Source organism: Hymenobacter gummosus, assembly GCF_003970915.1.
In the GTDB taxonomy this organism is placed as follows: domain Bacteria; phylum Bacteroidota; class Bacteroidia; order Cytophagales; family Hymenobacteraceae; genus Solirubrum; species Solirubrum gummosum.
In genome coordinates this window covers 298,679-315,742 of record NZ_RXOF01000005.1, presented here as the reverse complement: position 1 = coordinate 315,742, position 17,064 = coordinate 298,679, and the positions used below count along the sequence as shown (strand labels likewise).

Here is a 17,064-nt window from a genome sequence, read left to right as displayed (position 1 = left end):
GGCCCGGCATTAGCAGCAGAAGAAGCAATAGAATCGGCCGCCGGTGGCAGGGTGGGCGCGGTGGCCGCAACGGTAGCGGATGGAACTGAGGTCGGTGCGTCGGGGCCGCAACTGCTGGCTAGTAGTGCGCCGACTCCGGCCAGAAGCAGTGAGTATCGTTTGGGCATTCGGCCAACGGCGCAGGTGATAAGGCGCCAATCGGCAGCAAAATAGCCGCTATTCCTCCTCTTTCTGGTAAAACGACTCCAGCGCCCCGCGCAGCTGCGGGTACTCAAACTGGAAGCCCTGCGCCATGATTTTCTGGGCACTCACGCGCTGCGAAGCCAGCACGATTTCGCTCATTTCGCCCATCACCAGCTTCAGGCCGAACTCCGGCACCTTGGGCAGTACCAGCGGGCGGTGCAGCACGTCGGCCAGGGTAGCGGTAAACTCCTTGTTGGTCACCGGGTTCGGGGCCACCACGTTGTAGGTGCCCTGCCACTCGGCGTCCTCCATCGTCTGGATAATCAGCCGGCAGGCGTCGTCGATGTGCACCCAGGACATGTACTGCCGGCCCGAGCCCAGCACCACCCCGGCGCCCAGCTTCACCGGCCGGGCAATGGTAGGCAGGGCGCCGCCCTCGTCGCTGAGCACAATGCCGATGCGGGTAATGACCGTGCGGATACCCAGCTCCTGCACCTGCTGGGCCGCCCGCTCCCACTGGGTCGATACATCGGCCAGAAAGTCGTCGGCCGGGGCGGGCGGGGTGTCTTCGGTCAGCAGCCGGTCGTCGGCGTCGCCGTACACCCCGATGGCGGAGGCCGAAATAAAGGCCTTCACGTGGTGCTCCTTCTCGCGCAGCTCCCGGGCCAGCAGGTTGGTGCCGCCCACCCGGCTGGCCATGATGTCCTGCTTCCGCTCCTCCGTCCACTTGCCCTCCGACACGCTCGCGCCGGCCAGGTTCACAATAAAGTCGGCGTAGCGGATGGCCGCCTCGTCGATTTGCCCGGTGGCCGGGTCCCAGCGAAAGGAGCAGTAGTGGCCGTGGGAGGTTTGCCGGCTGAGGTGCGCCACCTCGTAGCCGGCGTCAATCAGCATTTCCGATAGCCGCATGCCAATAAGGCCGCGGCCGCCCGAAATCAAAACTTTGCGCAGGGAAGGTTTCATGGGAGAAGCTAGGCCCGGCCGAAGTGGGGAAACGGGGGCGAAAAGGGCCGCAAATGTACAGCCCAAACGCAAATCAGTAGAGCGTCAGTTCGTTATTTGCCGATCTGCCGCAGAAACTCCTGCCGCAGCGTCTCGTCCTGCCCGAAGCGGCCGCCGTACTCGGCCGTAATGGTGGAGCTGCTCGTGTCGTTCACGCCCCGGCTCATCACGCACAGGTGGTCGGCCTCGATGAGCACGGCCACGTCCTCGGTCTGCAGGCTGTGCTTCAGCTCCTCGGCAATCTGCCGGGTGAGGCGCTCCTGCACCTGGGGCCGGCGGGCGTAGTATTGCACCACGCGGTTCAGCTTCGAGAGGCCCACCACGTGCTCCCCGGGCAGGTAGGCCACGTGCGCCTTGCCCACGATGGGCACGAAGTGATGCTCGCAGCAGCTGAACAGAGTAATGTCGCGCTCCACCAGCATCTGCTGGTACTGGTAGCGGTTGTCGAACAGGCGTACGTCGGGGCGGTGCTCGGGATTGAGGCCGCGGAACCACTCGTGCACGAACATCTTGGCCACCCGCCGCGGGGTGCCGGCCAGGCTGTCGTCGGTCAGGTCGAGGCCGAGCAGATCCATGATGTGGCGGAAGTGCTCGGTAATGCCGGCAATTTTCTCTTCTTCGCTGAGTGCAAACGCGTCGGGGCGGAGCGGGGTGCGCAGGGCGGAAGCCAAATGGGCATCGGGCAGGCCGCTGGCTGCGCCGGGGTCGGGCTGGTTAGCCATGGTATTCTACAAAATTGCGGTCCGTCTCGTGGAGCGTGACCGATAGGGCCAGGTGGGGGGCCAAATGGGGCCGCAGCCGTTGCCAGCACACCCGGGCAATGTTCTCGGCCGTGGGGTTGAGCTGGCGAAAATCCTCGGTGTCGAGGTTGAGGTTGCGGTGGTCAAAGGTATCCAGAATCTCGCGCTTGATGAGCCGGCTCAGGTCTTTCAGGTCGTATACGTAGCCGGTGGCCGCATCGGGCGCCCCGGTGAGGCGCACGGTCAGCACGTAGTTGTGGCCGTGGTAGTTAGCATTGCTGCAGGGCCCGAAAAAGGCCACGTTCTGCTCGTCCGACCAGGCCGGATTGTATAGGCGGTGCGCCGCATTGAAGCTCTCAACGCGGCCGACGGTTACGTTCATGGGGAGCTTAACCGGCATAAGATAGACTTTGTTGCGAGTTTTACATCATATTAGACTACAGGACTTTAGCTGGAAAGGATTTTTATTGCATTGTATTTAATTAATATTAAAAGTGATACATCAAATAAAAGTGCTGTATTCCGAAAAAAATCACGCGGGGCCGGTGGTGCTTTGTTAGAGGGTGGTTAAATTTGGTGAGTTGTTAACCAAACCTTCGGGAGGTTGCGGCGCTTCACATCGTTTCTTCCAACTCATTTCACTTCTTATGAAATCAGGCGTACTCCTCTCCCTGTTGCTGTTCGTCCTGACGACTGCTGGTTTCGCCCAACGCTCCCCCGTTGACGAAACGGACATGGCCATCAAAGGCATTCCCCGCAAGGGTCAGCGCGTCACTATTCAGTTGGACAGCAAGCGCGTCGAAGACTCGTGGGTGAAGCTCATCAACGAGAAAATCGGCAAAGTAAAGGCCGACAAGGGCGTGTACTCGATGGACGGCGTGGTGGTTGAGTCCATCTCGAAAACCCCGATCCGCATCATCTCGAAAGTCGACGCCGTGCCCACCGGTACCACCGTGTGGTGGTCGATTGACCTGGGCAACGCCTACCTGAGTAAGGACGCTACGCCCCAGCAGTGGAAAGCCGCCGAGGCCTACCTGAAAGACTTCGCCCGCGGCCTGTACCGTGAGGACATTGCCCTGCAGATCAACGAAGCGGAAAAGGCCCTGATCAACTCGCAGAACAACCACATGGCCGTTATTGCCAAGCAGGACGCCATCAAGAAGGACATCGAGCGCAACAAGGCCAAGAAGCAGGAAATCCAGCAGCAGCTGGCTGAAAACGCCGCTGAACTGGTGAAGCTCAACAACAACGTGGACGCCAACCTGAAAGAGCAGGAAGCCGCCCGCGCCGACATTGTGAACATGCGCGTGCAGCTGGAGTCGGTGAAAGACCGCATGAACAAAATCGAGTAGTCTTCATTTGACGCTCAACTAAAAACGGCCCCGCCACTGCTGGCGGGGCCGTTTTGCGTTTTAGAGTATGCCGCGGGTAGAGGCCGACGGAGCGCTTAAGGCCGGCTGAGCACCTTGCGGATGCGCTGCTCGGCCGCCTGCTCGTCGCGCCAGCCGACGATGCGCACGGCGCCGGCCTCGCCCGAATGGCGGTACCACAAACCCAGCACCTCGCGGGCGGCCGGGTAGCGCGCGGTCAGCTCGCGCCAGGAGCTGACGGGCATGATCTGCTGGCTGGGCCGGGCGGGCACCGTCAGCACCACCGACTCCATTTCGCCGGCGTCGTCGAGCAGCAGCAGGCCCACGGGCAGCACTTCCAGCACGGTGCCGGGCGGCTGAGCCTCGGCCAGCACCAGGGCGGGCTGGGGGCCACCGCGCGGGTGGCGGGGCGTGGGCGGTAGCCGGGTGCCGGGCACGAAGCCAGCGTTGGCGGGGTAGGGCAGAAAGTCCACGGTGCGGTCGGTGCCGGCGCGCTGCTCGGGGCGGAATTCGTTGCTGGCCGCGTCGTAGTGCAGGGGGCGGCTGGTACCGGCGGGCGTTTCCACCACCACCTGCAGCAGGTGGCGCTCGGCCGAGTAGGTAGGCAGCTCGTCAAAACGCGGCTGGCAGCCGGTCGTCAGACCAGCTGCCAGCGCTGCCAGGGAAATGCGGCGGGCCAGGGCCCTAGCGCAGCACCTGGTCGATGAGTTTGAGCGGGTTGGCTTTTTGCAGGTTGAGCACAAAGCGGATGTTGTCGGTAAAGTTCTTGCGGCTGGCGGGCAGTCCGTCGAGGTACTGCGAGCCGGCCACGGGGAAGTACAGGGTAAACCCTTCGCCAAACAGCGGCAGAGCCACGCCGGCGTCGTAGTACAGGCGCTGGTTGCGGCCGCCGGGCAGCAGCTGGCGCTGGTCGGTGGCCCCAAAGTCGGCAAAAAGCTGCAAGGGCACCACCGGCAGGTCGGCTTCGAGGTTGAGCGTGGTCAGCCACTTGGTGGCCGCCACCGGAATGTAGGCCTTGAAGGCCCCGTCGCGGTTGTCGGTCTGGTGCTGCTGGGCCGTCCAGGTATCCGAAATCTGCTGGCGGTCGAGGAACACCGTCTGGCGGCGGTAGTCGGGGCTGCCGCTCAAGCCCATCACGTAGCGCACCTCGCCGGGGGCCGACTGCTGGAAGAACCGGCCCCCGAACAGGCGCACGCGCACGCTCTTGTTCTGCTGGTAGTAGCGCTGGTAGTGCAGGGCGAGGCGGGCCAGTACCGGCGAGTCGTAGCTGGTGCCGGCGTTGCGCGGGCTGAAGGTGTTCAGCTCGGCCTCGGCGCCGTACTGCTGCACGGCGTCGCCCGCCCGCAGCTCGTAGCTCAAGGAGGGAATGATATTATCGGAAAACGCGTCGTTGGAGCGCACGATGGTGTAGGCCAGCTGCAGCTGCTGCTGGGGGCCGGCCGGACGCGGGCGGCGGAATTCCAGCGTCACGCTTGGCTCCAGCTTGGTAAACCGCTCGAAGCGCATGACCTGGAAGCTCGTCGTGACGCGCTGCAGCAGGCGGCCGGTGGGCAGCGCGTTCAGGCTCAGCTGCCCGATGCCCTTCAAATCCCGACGGTTGAAGCTGAACATGGGCATGGCCAGGTAGCTCAGCTTGTTCTGCACCAGCGGGTTGTTGTAGAAGGCCGCCCCGAGCATGAACTTGTCGTAGGTGTTGGCCCCGAGCACCGGCAGCCAATAGAAGGCGCTTCTATCCCAGCGTTCCAGCCCAGCCAGGGGGCGCAGGCGCACTTTTTCCAGCGTCGGGAAGGCACCCGAGAGGCGGCGCCGGTCGTCGCGGCGGTTGAGCTGGGGCGTGAGGTACTGGGCATCCACCACCACGGCGGCTACCTCGGGCGTGCGGCGGAAGTTGAGCTGGGTGACGTCGGTGTCCTCGGTTTCCGACTTATCCTCGGCTTCGCGGCCACCGAACACGGGCGTCCACTGGGTTTCCAGCACCTTGCCCGTGGCGTCGACGGTGGACACCGGCACCGACCAGGGCGCGTCGGACTCGTTGCGCACCAGCACCTTCACCTGCTGGTCGGCCAGGAGCAGATCCGACACGGTGGCGTTGTAGCGCGCGGGGCTGCCCATCATCTGCCGGAAAAACCAGTCGAGCTTCTGCCCGCTGGCCTCCTCCATGGCGGCCTGAAAATCGGCTGGCCCCGGGTGACGGAACTTCCACCGGTCGAAGTACAGGCGCATGCCCTGGTCGAATTTGTCCTGACCCAGGTAGGCGGCCAGGTAGCGCAGCAGCCCGGCCGTTTTCACGTACACGATGGCGCCGTAGTTGTAGGAGCCGTACTTGGCGGCGGGCACGCCGGCCACGGCCTGGTCGTAGCCGCGGCTGGCCGGGGCCTGCCACTGCAGCTGCGAGGCGGCGTAGGGCGGCACGCCCTGCAAATCGAAGGTTTTGGCGGCCAGGGGCGAGGTGGTGGCTTTGGCAATCGGGTCGGTCAGCTCCTCGCCGGAAGCCTCCGACACGCGGGCTTCTACGTAGCTGTTCACGCCTTCGTCCAGCCAAGGGTATTCCCGCTCGTTGGAGGCCAGAATACCGTAAAACCAGTTGTGGCCGACCTCGTGAATGATGGCAAACGGCTCGGTTACCGTCACCATGGGGTACTCCATGCCCGAGCCGGCGCTCAGGGCCCCATCAACGGCGGTAGCGCTGGAGTAGGGGTATTCGCCCACCCAGCGGGAGTAGCCGCGCAGGGCGTGCTTGATGTCGTTGCGGCGTTTGAGCCAGTCCGCGGCGTTGCGGTTGGTAAACATCAGCCAGCTGGTCACCACGCGCCCCGAGCCGGGCAGCTGCACGGTGTCCTTGAGCACGTTGAAGCGCTTATCGGCAAACCAGGCGAAGTCGTGCACGCGGTCCTGGGTGTAGCGCAGGGTCTTGGTCGTGGCGGCCGACTGCGGAAAGCTCACGTCGGAACCGAAGGCCTTGGCGTCCTTGCCGGCGGCGGTAGCGGCCAGCTGGTCGAGGCGGGCCCGCTCGTCGGGGTTCTGCAGCTCGCCGGTGGCGCCCACCACGTAGTTGTCGGGCAGGGTGATGCGCACGTCGAAGGAGCCGAACTCCGAGTAGAACTCGCCCTGGTCGAGGTAGGGCATGGGGTGCCAGCCGCCGCGGTCGTACACGGCGGGCTTGGGGTACCACTGGCTGATCTGGTAGCTCTGCCCCACGTGGCCCATGCGCGAGAAGGAATCGGGCAGCTTCACCCGGAAGGGCGTGGTGATGGTCACGCGCTGGCCCGGCTGCAGGGGCTGGGGCAGGGTGAGCTTGGCAATGTCGGGGTTCTGCGGGTCGTAGTCGAGCTTGACCACCTGGCCCTCCACGCGGAAGTCGAGCTGGTCGATGTAGCCGCGCTGGGCAGGCTTGGCAAACTCAAACTTGCGCTTGCCCTGCTCGCGCTGCTGGCGGGCAAAGGCCGAGGAGTTGTCCTTGTAGGCGTTGGGCCAGAGGTGAATCCAGATAAAGGGCAGCGCGTCGGGCGAGTTGTTGACGTACTGCATTTCCTCGCGGCCGGTCAGCACGTGCTGCTGGTCGTCGAGGGTCACGTCGATGGAGTAGTTGACTTCCTGCTGCCAATACGGGCGGTTGTTCTGGGCAAGCGCCGCCAGTGGCAGCATGGCCAGCGCGAGGCTGGGTAAGATTTTTTGCATAAGAGAAGCACAATGGCGCGCCGAAATTACGTGTTCGGGGCCGATTGGGGTTTGCTAATCGAACGACCAACAAAGAACGTCGTGTCGAGCGAAGTCGAGACATCTCGCTTGATAGTATTCTGCTCGTTGCTCGAGGAGAGGTTACTATCGGCCATCAGCACGCGATATGTCTCGGCAAGCTCGACACGACGTTCTTTTTTGGTCGTCGAATGGTTGGTCCGCAAACAAAAAACCGGGCCTCCACCGCGAGGGTAGAGGCCCGGTCTGAGCTTGGAGGCGGGAAGCCTTAGGCGCGCTTCTCTTTGATGCGAGCCTGCTTGCCCGAGAGGCCGCGCAGGTAGAACAGGCGGGCGCGACGCACTTTACCGCGACGGATCAGCTCGATCTTGTCGAGGTTGGGCGAGATGATGGGGAAGATACGCTCGGTACCGATCTGGTTCGATACTTTGCGCACGGTGAAGGTTTCACCGTTGGTACCGGCGTTCCGGCGCTGGATTACCACGCCCTGGAACTGCTGAACGCGCTCCTTGTTGCCTTCGCGGATTTTCACGTGTACGTTGATCGTATCACCGGGTGCGAAGTCCGGGAAGCTGGCGCGGCGCTCTTTGGCTTCCTGGTTGATGAGGTCGAGAAGTTGGCTCATGACAGCAAAAAAATCTAGAAAAGGCGGCGCCGCCGCCCAAGTGGTTTCGGTAAGGAGGCGCAAATATAGTGAGTTTCGGCCGGGCTACAACACTAAGCGTTAGGTTTTTTCCGGCGACGCGGCTTACGCGGCTCCTCAAACGCTTCCTGGGGCATATCGGCCAACAAATCGGGGCGGCGCTGCTGGGTACGCTGCAGGGCTTGCTCGTGCCGCCAGTCCTCCACTTTAGGCGTATCGCCCGACATGAGGATGGCTGGCACCGCGCGCCCGCGCCACTCCGCCGGCCGCGTGTACACCGGCGGGGCCAGCAGGTTGTCCTGAAACGAGTCGCTCAAAGCCGATTCCTCGTTGCCCAGCACCCCGGGCAGCAGGCGCACCACGGCGTCCACCACCACGGCCGCGCCCAGTTCGCCCCCGCTGAGCACGAAGTCCCCGATGCTGATTTCCTCGGTCACGTACTCTTCGCGGATGCGCTCATCCACGCCCTTGTAATGGCCGCAGAGCAGAATCACGTTTTGCAGCAAGGACAGCCGGTTGGCCGCCGCCTGCCGAAACGTGGGTCCGTCCGGGGTGAGGTAGATGATGGCGTCGTACGGGCGCTCGGCCCGCAGCCCGTCGATGCAGGCGGCAATGGGCTCGGGGCGCAGCACCATGCCGGCGCCACCCCCGAAGGCGTAGTCATCGATTTGCCCGTGCTTGTTGATGGCAAACTGGCGCAAATCGTGCAGGTGAATTTCGGCCAGCCCCTTGTCCTGGGCCCGCTTCACGATGGAATGCGCGAAGGGGCTGACGAGCAACTCGGGCTGGCAGGTGATGATGTCGAAGCGCATGGCAGTAGCGCGAAGGTGCACTTCGCGTTTCGTTGAACGGTAGCGGCGTCGGCGACTGTGCGGCTATTCCCGGCTGGCTTGGGCCTCCGCCTCGTCGTCGGCGTCCGGGGCGCCGGGGTTGAGGTACACGTCGAGCAGGCCTTCGGGCAGGGTCACGTACAGCTCCCGGCTGTCCTCGTCGGCGTGCTGCACCAGCTCGTCGACCACCGGAATGAGTACCTCCTGGCCCTGGTAGCGCATGGCCAGCAAGTCCTGCTCGGGCAACTCGTAGAAGGCCTCCACGGTGCCCAGCTTGCCCAGGTTCGTATCGACCACATTGTAGCCGATAACGTCGTGGAAGTAAAACTGGTCGTCGTCCAGCTCGGGCAGCTCGGCCAGGGGGCGGTAGAGCTTCAAGCCCCGGAACAGCTCGGCGTCCTCGATGCGCTCCACGTTTTTGAGCTTGAGCAGCACGCGGGTGCCCGCCTGGGCCGTTACGCGCTCCACCTCAAAGCGGAACAGCTTGCCGGAGCCCACGGGCCGCTCCACAAATACCTCTTCCAGGTCGAGGTATTCCTGCACGTCGTCCACGTCCAGCTCGGCCACCATCTGCCCGCGCAGGCCGTGGGTTTTCACCACGTAGCCCAGTTCGTAGCTTTCGTCAAGGGTCATGTTGGCAGGGTATGAGGGTATGGGGGTAGGAGGTAAAAAGTGTAGGAGTTCAGGAGCCGCCCGAAAGCAACTCCTAAACTCCTACCCTCTGAAACTCCTAAACTATGGTAGGCTTAGGCGTTTTCCTCGGTGCTTTCGGCCGGAGCTTCGGCAGCCTCGGGAGCTTCTTCAGCAGCCGGAGCGTTGGCAGCGGCGGCGGCAGCCTGCTTCTGACGCAGCGCCTCGGCGCGGGCTTCGCGCACTTTGGTTTCGGCGGCCAGCTGCTGCTTGCGCGCTTCTTCCTTCGCGGCGCCCACGTTGGTGCGCTTGCCTTCAATCTTGGCGTTCTTCTCCTCGGTCCACTGCTGGAAGCGCTGGTCGGCTACGTCCTGGCCGATGGCGCCTTTGATAACGCCGAGCTGCAGGTGCTTGCGGTACAGCACGCCGCGGTACGAGAGCATAGCGCGTACGGTGTCGGTGGGCTGGGCGCCCTTCATCAGCCACTCGAAAGCCTTGTCGGCGTCGAAGTTGATGGTGGCGGGGTTGGTCAGCGGGTTGTAGGTGCCGAGCTTCTCGATGAAGCGGCCGTCGCGCGGGCTGCGCGAGTCAGCTACTACGATGTCGTACATAGCGGCCTTTTTGCGGCCGCGGCGGGCGAGGCGGATTTTAACTGCCATAAACCGTGTCGGTTAGGTGACGCAACTCGTGCGTCGGATGAAAAAAGATTTGGGCTGCAAAGGTAGGGAATTAAAGTATTACTCTAATTCTGAGCGTAAACATTTGTTGAAAAACGAACCATCCCGTCATCCTGAGCAGAGCGAACCGGAGGAAGGCGCAGCCAAGGACCTTCCCCTCACCCCGCACCAATTGTAAAACGCAGCCACCGGCGCCCAGTAGTCTGGGCCATGGGTACTGTACTTCTCCACAAAAGCTGTTGCTAAAAAGCGTCTACACGATGGCATCAGCGGCGGTGCGGGGTGGGAGGAAGGTCCTTCGCCTTTGGCTCAGGATGACGTTCTTTTTCCATCCCAGCGACCAACAAAAAAGCCGCTCCGGTTTCCCGAAGCGGCTTTTGAATCTGGGCTGATGGAGCCTAGGCGGCCAGCGGCACCGGCTCCTTGGCCGATTTCTCGCGCTTGATTTTGATGACGCTCAACTTGTCCAGCGTCCAGATGACGGGGTAGGTCGGGTCCAGCTCCCACCACTTCACGCCGAAGTTGACGCGCATGGGCAGCTTGTGGTGGTTGTTCTGAAACAGCTCGCCGCCGGTCAAAAAGTCGAAGAACAAGGAGTTGCGCGACTTGTCGTTGTTGTCGAAGTTCTGGTAGCCGTACTTGTGGCCGCTCCAGTTCACGATGGCGCCGTGCACCGGGCCCATCAGGAAGTGGAAGGGCAGCAGCAGGTACAGGTACCACATGGTAGCCGGCACGAAGGCCACGTAGAAGCCCACGTAGGCCGCGCCCCAGCCAATGCGCGACATCCAATGGTCGCCGATGCGCTCCAGCGCGTTCCAGGTGGGGTAGTCGCCCTCGAAGCGCTTGGCCAGCTCGTACTCGTCGTTGAGCACCGAGTTGTAGATGTTTTTCGTCTTCCACATCATCGTGAAGGCATTCGACGAGAAGTGGGGGCTATGCGGGTCCTTGTCCGTATCGGAGTAGGCGTGGTGCATGCGGTGCAGCAGCGCGTAGGCCCGGGGCGAAAGGTAGGAGGAGCCCTGCGCCAGGTAAGTCAGCAGGAAGAAGAACCGCTCCCAGAACCGGTTCATGGTGTACATCTTGTGGGCCGCGTAGCGGTGCAGGTAGAACGTCTGCACGAACAGCGACAGGTACCAGTGCCCGACGAAAAACAGCAGGATCGGCATGAGGCAGGAAAGAAGGAAAAGAGGTAAAGCCTTGACGCCTAAACGCGTTTGGGGCTGTTTGGTTCGAAGAAGCCGCGCAAACCTAGCACGGCAGCCCGCGGGCAGGCAATGACATTCGTCAGCCGGACGAGCGGTGATTTAGCGAGTTGGTGACTTAGTGAGTGGCCGCTGGCTGCCGCGCGGGCAGAACAATTCACTAAGCCGCTAACTCACGAAATAATTCACTGCACCAGCTCGCCGCTGCGAATCGGGTCCCACACTTCGGCGTCGGGCAGCGGGGCCACGATGTCCATTTCCTGGTGGGTGACGGGGTGCTTAAACTGCAGCCGGCGAGCGTGCAGGGCAATGCTCAGGTCGGGCAGCGGGGCCATGGCGCCGTACTTCACGTCGCCGGTGATGGGCGTGCCCAGGCCGGTGCTCAGTTGCACCCGAATCTGGTGCGGGCGGCCGGTAATGGGATTGACTTCGAGCAGGTAGCGGTGCCCCACCTGGCCCAGCACTTTGTAATTCAGCTCGGCGCGCTGGCCCTGCTGGTGCTTCTGCGGGTAAGCCTTGGTGACGTTGCGCATGGGGTCTTTTACCAGCCAGTGCACCAGCGTGCCCTCCATTACCTGCGGGGCCTTGCCCACCAGCGCCCAGTAGGTTTTGTGCATGTGGTTGTCGCGGAACATCTCGTTCAGCCGGCTCAGGGCCTTGCTGGTTTTGGCCAGCACCACGATGCCCGACACGGGCCGGTCGATGCGGTGGCACACGCCGATAAAGGCGTTGCCGGGCTTTTTGTACTTCAGGCGCAGGTACTCGGCGGCTTTCACCGACAGCGGCTCGTCGCGGGTTTCGTCGGCCTGCACCAGGGTGCCGGCGGTTTTGTTGACGATGAGCAGGTGGTTGTCTTCGAACAGAATTTCTTTCTGCTCCGACCAGATGGCGGGTCTATTCACTACTGGAATCCGGAAAAGGTAAAGACGTTGGCGGGGCGGGCCCGGAATAAGTCAACTCACAGCCACAGACGCACGCTCCACAAGGGGGAGCCGGGTGACGCGCCGACCAACGGTAACTGCAAATAAACGACAGAGTTCGGATATGCATTGCCCGGGTGGCCCTGGTGCCAGCCCCAAAGGGCTTCGCCGCAGCCCTATAACAGCCGTGCCCCGACTTGGTTAGGCCGGGGCACGGGTATTTTTTCGGGCGGAATCCCATGGCCAAACCGTCGGTGAACCCGCCGCAAAACCGGGCGGCAGACGAGGGCAGGGGAGAAGGTGTGGCTCAAACGTAGTGCTGCCGCGCCTTGAAGTCGTGGCAGCGCCCGGGACGATTAGCATCCACCCAATCCGACGGGGCTTTTGCTTAATACGCTTCCTTCTCGTTGGGGAAGCTGCGGCTTTTCACGTCGTCGACGTACTGCGTGACGGCCTGGTGCATGATGTCGCCCAGCTCGGCGTAGCGGCGCAAAAAGCGGGGCTTGAACTCCTGGGTGATGCCCAGCATGTCGTGCACCACCAGCACCTGCCCATCGACCTCCGGCCCGGCGCCGATACCGATAACCGGGATGGTGAGCTGCTCGGCCACCTGCTTGGCCAGGGCCGAGGGAATTTTTTCGAGCACCAGGGCAAAGCAGCCCAGCTCCTCCAGCAGCTTGGCGTCCTCAATGAGCTTCTGGGCTTCGGCTTCTTCCTTGGCCCGCACGGTGTAGGTGCCGAACTTGTAGATGCTCTGCGGGGTCAGGCCCAAATGGCCCATAATCGGGATGCCCGCGGCCAGAATGCGGGTAATGCCTTCCTTGATTTCGGCGCCGCCCTCCAGCTTCACGCCGTGCGCGCCCGATTCCTTCATGATGCGAATGGCCGAGCGCAGGGCCTCCGAGGAGTTGCCCTGGTAAGAGCCGAAGGGCATATCCACCACCACAAAGGCCCGGCCGACGGCCCGCACCACCGAGGCGGCGTGGTAAATCATCTGGTCGAGGGTGATGGGCAGCGTGGTTTCGTGCCCGGCCATGACGTTGGAGGCCGAGTCGCCGACGAGCAGCACGTCGATGCCCGCCCCGTCCAGGATTTTGGCCATCGAGTAGTCATAGGCGGTGAGCATCGAGATTTTCTCGCCGCGCTGCTTCATGGCCAGCAGCTGGTGCGTGGTCACGCGTTTGATTTCCTTGTGCTGCGACATGGGGTTTGGGGTCTTGGGAGCTTAGGGTCTTGGGGGCTTGGGCCGAAAAAAATCGGCAGCTTCGCTCCCCGTGGTGAGGACGCAAAGCTGCCGATTTTCTTTTAACCAGTTCCGGCAGGCCCGTTCCAGGCGCCTTTCCTATTCCAACACGCTTCTCAGCCCTGCCTCCCCAGAACAACCCAAGCTCCCAAGACCCCAAACCCTACCGGTTCAGGAAGGTGCGGTTGCGGTTCAGCTTTAGATCCTGCAGCAGGGCCGATTTGGCGCCGATGGTCACGTTGAAGCCCTGAATCTGGCCGGTGGGCATCCAGGAGCCGGTAATCTGCCAGCAGTGCAGGTCGCGGTAGAAATTGATCTGGGTCAGCGTAATCTGCTGGTTGACGAAGTCGTAGCCCGAGGAGTAGCCGATGCGCATCTTATCGGTCAGCTTGATTTCGCCGCTGATGTTCATGGCCACGGTGGTCCAGGAGCGGGGCCGCGTGTAGAGCGTGCCGCGGCCGGGGCGCGGGCCGGGGTCCTGGTACAGGGCGCCGAGCGTGGCGCTCAGCGTCCACGGAATCGAGAAGTCCAGGTAGTCGGCGTAGGAGTCGGGCTGGTTGGGGTTGCCCAGCACCGGGTCGTTGGGCAGGGCCACGCGCTGGTTGCGGTTGGCCGACTGCCCCGGGCGCTGGTTGCTGTCGAACTGGTAGGTGAGGTTGGCCGAGGCCTGGTCGAGGCGCATCAGCCGGGGCTTGGACTGCTCCCAGAGGTACTGGTCGATGAGCGTGCCGCTGGAGTCGCGCTGGTAGAAGCTGAAGCCGGCCGTGACGTTGATGTTCAGCTTCTTGGCTACCTGGGTGCGGAAGTTGGTGCTCAGCGGGGCCAGGTTGAATCCATCAGCAAAGAAGTTATAGCCGGTGCTGAGGTCTAAGCCGTCAATCAGGCTGACCTTCTTCGTGGGCTCGTTGCCGGTGGTATCCTGGTTGTTGCGCACCTTCATTTCCACCTGGTTCTGCAGGCTGAAGCTGACCTGGCCCACCGGCCCACCGCCCGGCCCCGTGCCCGCAAAGCCCTGGAAACGCGAAAATTGTAAGGCTTCGTACGGGTCCCCGGTTGTCGTCAGGATGCTCGTATTGTTTCCGAAGACGGTGTTCCGCGGGTCGCCGTACGGGGCCTGATAGAAGTTGGGATTCGAGTAGTTATTAGGCGAGGCCGAGACGCTTAGGCTGGGCGCCGCGCGGTGGCGGATGGCCTGGATTTTCTTGTCCCGGCCGAAGTTGACGGTGCCGTACAGGTTGGTCGAGAGCGAAGCGCCGCCCGACACGTTGGCCACCCGGTAAAAGCCCGAAACGGTGTCGATGCGGATGGCCTGGGCTTCCGGCACGTAGCGGTAGTTCAGGCGCTTGAGAAACCACGACTCGCCGTAGGAAATCGACGGAGCCAGCGAGAGGTGGCGCAGCACGGTGTAGTTGCCCAGCGAGATGCCGAAGCGGTGCTGCAGGTTGGTCTGGGCATTGCGCAGCAGCACGCCCAGGTTGCGGGTGGTGATGGGAACGGTGCGCGAGGTGAGGCTGCCGCCGATCAGCGGAATGCCGGTGCTCAGCGTGCGCACGGGCTCCAGGTTGCTCAGGCGGTTCTGGCCGGTAAAGGTGTAGTCCACCGCAAACTGCTCGTACCACAGCCCGCGCGTGGGCAGGCCAAACAGGCTGTTCACGTTCTGCCGCTGCACACCCACCGTCACGTCGGGCAGGGTCAGGTTCACGGCTTTGGTGATGGTGTTGATGTCCTGCGTCATCTGCACCGAATAGTTGATGGGCAGGTTGCGCAGCTGCTTCTGGTAGCTGATGGAGGAGCTGAAGGCCGGCGTGAGGTAGTTGCGCACGTCGGTGGTGGTCTGCTGGTTGAACTCCGGGCTACCCGTGCGCACGTTGGCCGAAAAGCGGCCCCCGCCCGGCCGCGGCGTGGGCGTATGGCTCCACGACAGCCAGAAGGTGCGCGGCTTAAAAGTGCGGTTGTTGTTATTGTTGGCGCTCAGGTCGCCGGTGCGCTGCAGGGCCGTGGCCGGGCGGCGCGAGTAGCTGAAGTCGAGGCGGCCGTCGTAGCTGTAGCGCTTGCGGTAGGTGAGGTCGGCCTGGGCCGTCCAGCCCCCGAAGGCGTCGCCCGAGCCGGAGTACACGCTGCCGGTGGTGCGCAGGCCCATGTACTCGTTGATGGCGAAGTAGTAGCCGCCGTTGGAGAGGTAGAAGCCCCGGTCGATGGCCTGCCCGAAGGTGGGAATAATCAGGCCCGAGGCGCGGCTCTTGCCCGGGGTGGGGAAGTAGCCGAACAAAAAGCCCAGCGGCGTGGGAATGTCGCCGATGACGAGGTTGAAGGGGCCGGTTACCACGTTTTTGCGCGGCACCACCTTCATCTTCGAGGCGTTGATGAAAAAGTGCGGGTGCTCCAGGTTGCAGGTGGTGTAGCGCCCGTTCTGCCCGTAGATTTCGTTGTACTGGTTTTTCTTCACCACCGCCGCGTGGATGTAGCCCTCGCCCTGCTGGGTAATGGCCTCCGAAATCTTGCCCTTCTTGCTCTTAAAGTTGTAGGCAATGCGCCCGGCCTGGTAGGTTTCGGCCGCGTCCTTAAATACGGGCTTGTCGCGCACCTTGCCGGTGGAGTCGGCCAGGCCCTCGGCCGTCAGCACGTTCTGGCTGTAGTCGACGGTGATAACGCCGGCTTTCAGGTCCATCTCGCCGTAGTTGACGCTGGCCTTGTTGTAGAGAATGGCCTTTTTCTCCTGCACGTTGAAGCGGATGGAGTCCTTGGCCTGGTACTTCACGGTGGTTTCCACGTCGCCCTTGCGCCGGCCGCCCACGCCCACGCGCAGGGAGTCGGCGCCGGTGCGGGCCGTGTCGGGGCGGGCGGCGCCCGGGGGCAGGGGCTGCCGGGGCGGGGCGGGGCGCTGCTGGGCCGAAGCCAGGCTTGCCCACAGGCCGCACAAAACCAGCAGGAGGACGCGGCGTAGATAGCGCGGCATCCGCCCGCTGCGGCATACGATTTGAATATGCGCCGCGGAAAAGGTCACGAAGAGCAGAATTGCGTTATTTTGTGGCTAAGAGTGCAAAAATAGCGGGTAGCCGCCCCATCTAACGAACTCCGTGCGGAATATTGTCCTTCTCGGCGCCGGACTGCTCGCCCTGCTTCTCGGGCCGGCCCGCAGCCCGGCCCAGCAGCCCGACTCCAGTGCCCACCCCGCCCGCCCGGCCGCGCCGGGCGCCTACCGCCTGCGCACCGTGGTGCTCGACGCCGGCCACGGCGGCAAGGACAAGGGCTGCGCCGGGCCCGACGGAGCCCGCGAAGCGGCCGTGGCCCTGAAAATCGTGCTGGAGCTGGGCCGCCTCATCGAGGAGGAAATGCCCGAGGTGAAAGTGGTGTACACCCGCAAAACCGACGTGTTCGTGGAGCTGGCCGACCGCGCCGGCATTGCCAACAAACACAGCGCCGACCTGTTTATCTCCGTCCACTGCAACGCCGGGCCCGCCGCCGCCCGCGGCACCGAGGTCTGGACGATGGGGGCGCACAAGACCGAGGCCAACCTGGCCGTGGCCAAGCGCGAAAACGCCGTTATCCTGCAGGAAGACAACTACAAGGAGCGGTACGCCGGCTTCGACCCCAGCTCCCCCCAGTCGCACATCCTGTTTTCGCTCTACCAGAGTGCCCACATCGACAACTCCCTGCGCTTCGCTGCTAAGGTCGACCACGAGTTTCGCACCTCGGTGGGGCGGCCCTCGCGCGGGGTAAAGCAGGCCGGCTTTCTGGTCCTGTGGAAATCCACCATGCCCTCGGCGCTGATTGAAGTCGGCTTCCTCACCAACCCGGGCGAGGAGCAGTATTTGAACGATAAAGCCGGGCAGTCGTATATGGCTTCGGGCATCTACCGCGCGTTCCGCAAGTACAAGCAGGATCTGGAAGCCAGCAGCGCCGCCGACTAACTGCGCGCCGCCCGGTT

At 63.2% G+C, this 17,064-nt stretch carries 15 protein-coding genes; 2 read left to right on the top strand and 13 right to left on the bottom strand.

Features of this window, described 5'->3' with window-relative positions; all coding sequences use genetic code 11:
* Window positions 1-216: 216 nt before the first annotated feature.
* The 3 genes from EJV47_RS11350 to EJV47_RS11340 all read right to left on the bottom strand — a co-directional run bounded on the left by EJV47_RS11350 (window position 217) and on the right by EJV47_RS11340 (window position 2,307).
* Window positions 217-1,146: a TIGR01777 family oxidoreductase gene (locus EJV47_RS11350; protein WP_126693269.1), complete on the bottom strand. Its 930-nt coding sequence runs from the start codon at window positions 1,144-1,146 to the stop codon at window positions 217-219.
* A gap of 92 nt (window positions 1,147-1,238) precedes the next feature.
* Window positions 1,239-1,907 (bottom strand): GTP cyclohydrolase I FolE, encoded by a 669-nt coding sequence (folE, locus tag EJV47_RS11345; protein ID WP_126693268.1) that lies wholly within the window; start codon window positions 1,905-1,907, stop codon window positions 1,239-1,241.
* Window positions 1,900-2,307, bottom strand: coding sequence for a 6-pyruvoyl trahydropterin synthase family protein (locus EJV47_RS11340; RefSeq protein WP_126693267.1), 408 nt, complete (start codon window positions 2,305-2,307; stop codon window positions 1,900-1,902). Before EJV47_RS11340 ends, folE begins: the two co-directional genes overlap by 8 nt.
* A gap of 265 nt (window positions 2,308-2,572) precedes the next feature.
* On the opposite strand from EJV47_RS11340, the gene EJV47_RS11335 reads away from it, so the two are divergent.
* A complete protein-coding gene (locus EJV47_RS11335) occupies window positions 2,573-3,277 on the top strand; it encodes a coiled-coil domain-containing protein (RefSeq protein ID WP_126693266.1) in 705 nt (234 codons plus the stop codon).
* Window positions 3,278-3,372: 95 nt separating this feature from the next.
* On the opposite strand, the gene EJV47_RS28020 is transcribed toward EJV47_RS11335, so the two are convergent.
* The 10 genes from EJV47_RS28020 to EJV47_RS11290 all read right to left on the bottom strand — a co-directional run bounded on the left by EJV47_RS28020 (window position 3,373) and on the right by EJV47_RS11290 (window position 16,092).
* The gene (locus EJV47_RS28020) at window positions 3,373-3,861 is read right to left on the bottom strand and encodes an inorganic diphosphatase (RefSeq protein ID WP_165903711.1); all 489 of its coding nucleotides are present in this window, start codon (window positions 3,859-3,861) and stop codon (window positions 3,373-3,375) included.
* Between the two features lie 118 nt (window positions 3,862-3,979).
* Window positions 3,980-6,973 (bottom strand): M1 family metallopeptidase, encoded by a 2,994-nt coding sequence (locus tag EJV47_RS28015; protein WP_165903710.1) that lies wholly within the window; start codon window positions 6,971-6,973, stop codon window positions 3,980-3,982.
* A gap of 286 nt (window positions 6,974-7,259) precedes the next feature.
* Window positions 7,260-7,616 (bottom strand): 50S ribosomal protein L19, encoded by a 357-nt coding sequence (gene rplS / locus EJV47_RS11325; protein WP_126693264.1) that lies wholly within the window; start codon window positions 7,614-7,616, stop codon window positions 7,260-7,262.
* Window positions 7,617-7,708: 92 nt separating this feature from the next.
* A complete protein-coding gene (gene trmD, locus EJV47_RS11320; protein ID WP_126693263.1) occupies window positions 7,709-8,446 on the bottom strand; it encodes a tRNA (guanosine(37)-N1)-methyltransferase TrmD in 738 nt (245 codons plus the stop codon).
* A 63-nt stretch (window positions 8,447-8,509) separates the two neighbouring features.
* Window positions 8,510-9,097, bottom strand: a complete 588-nt coding sequence (rimM, locus tag EJV47_RS11315) for a ribosome maturation factor RimM (protein ID WP_126693262.1) — start codon at window positions 9,095-9,097, stop codon at window positions 8,510-8,512.
* Between the two features lie 113 nt (window positions 9,098-9,210).
* Window positions 9,211-9,753: a 30S ribosomal protein S16 gene (locus EJV47_RS11310; RefSeq protein ID WP_126693261.1), complete on the bottom strand. Its 543-nt coding sequence runs from the start codon at window positions 9,751-9,753 to the stop codon at window positions 9,211-9,213.
* 416 nt (window positions 9,754-10,169) lie between these two features.
* Window positions 10,170-10,937: an acyl-CoA desaturase gene (locus tag EJV47_RS11305; protein ID WP_126693260.1), complete on the bottom strand. Its 768-nt coding sequence runs from the start codon at window positions 10,935-10,937 to the stop codon at window positions 10,170-10,172.
* Between the two features lie 221 nt (window positions 10,938-11,158).
* Window positions 11,159-11,875, bottom strand: a complete 717-nt coding sequence (locus EJV47_RS11300) for an RluA family pseudouridine synthase (RefSeq protein WP_126693259.1) — start codon at window positions 11,873-11,875, stop codon at window positions 11,159-11,161.
* Window positions 11,876-12,281: 406 nt separating this feature from the next.
* Window positions 12,282-13,097, bottom strand: coding sequence for a 3-methyl-2-oxobutanoate hydroxymethyltransferase (gene panB, locus EJV47_RS11295; protein WP_126693258.1), 816 nt, complete (start codon window positions 13,095-13,097; stop codon window positions 12,282-12,284).
* Window positions 13,098-13,299: 202 nt separating this feature from the next.
* Entirely contained in the window at window positions 13,300-16,092 is a 2,793-nt protein-coding gene (locus EJV47_RS11290) for a putative LPS assembly protein LptD (protein ID WP_126693257.1), read from the bottom strand.
* A 121-nt stretch (window positions 16,093-16,213) separates the two neighbouring features.
* Between EJV47_RS11290 and EJV47_RS11285 the strand changes: the two genes are divergently transcribed.
* Complete coding sequence (locus EJV47_RS11285; protein ID WP_424321758.1) at window positions 16,214-17,047, top strand: N-acetylmuramoyl-L-alanine amidase family protein; 834 nt, start codon at window positions 16,214-16,216, stop codon at window positions 17,045-17,047.
* Window positions 17,048-17,064 lie beyond the last annotated feature (17 nt).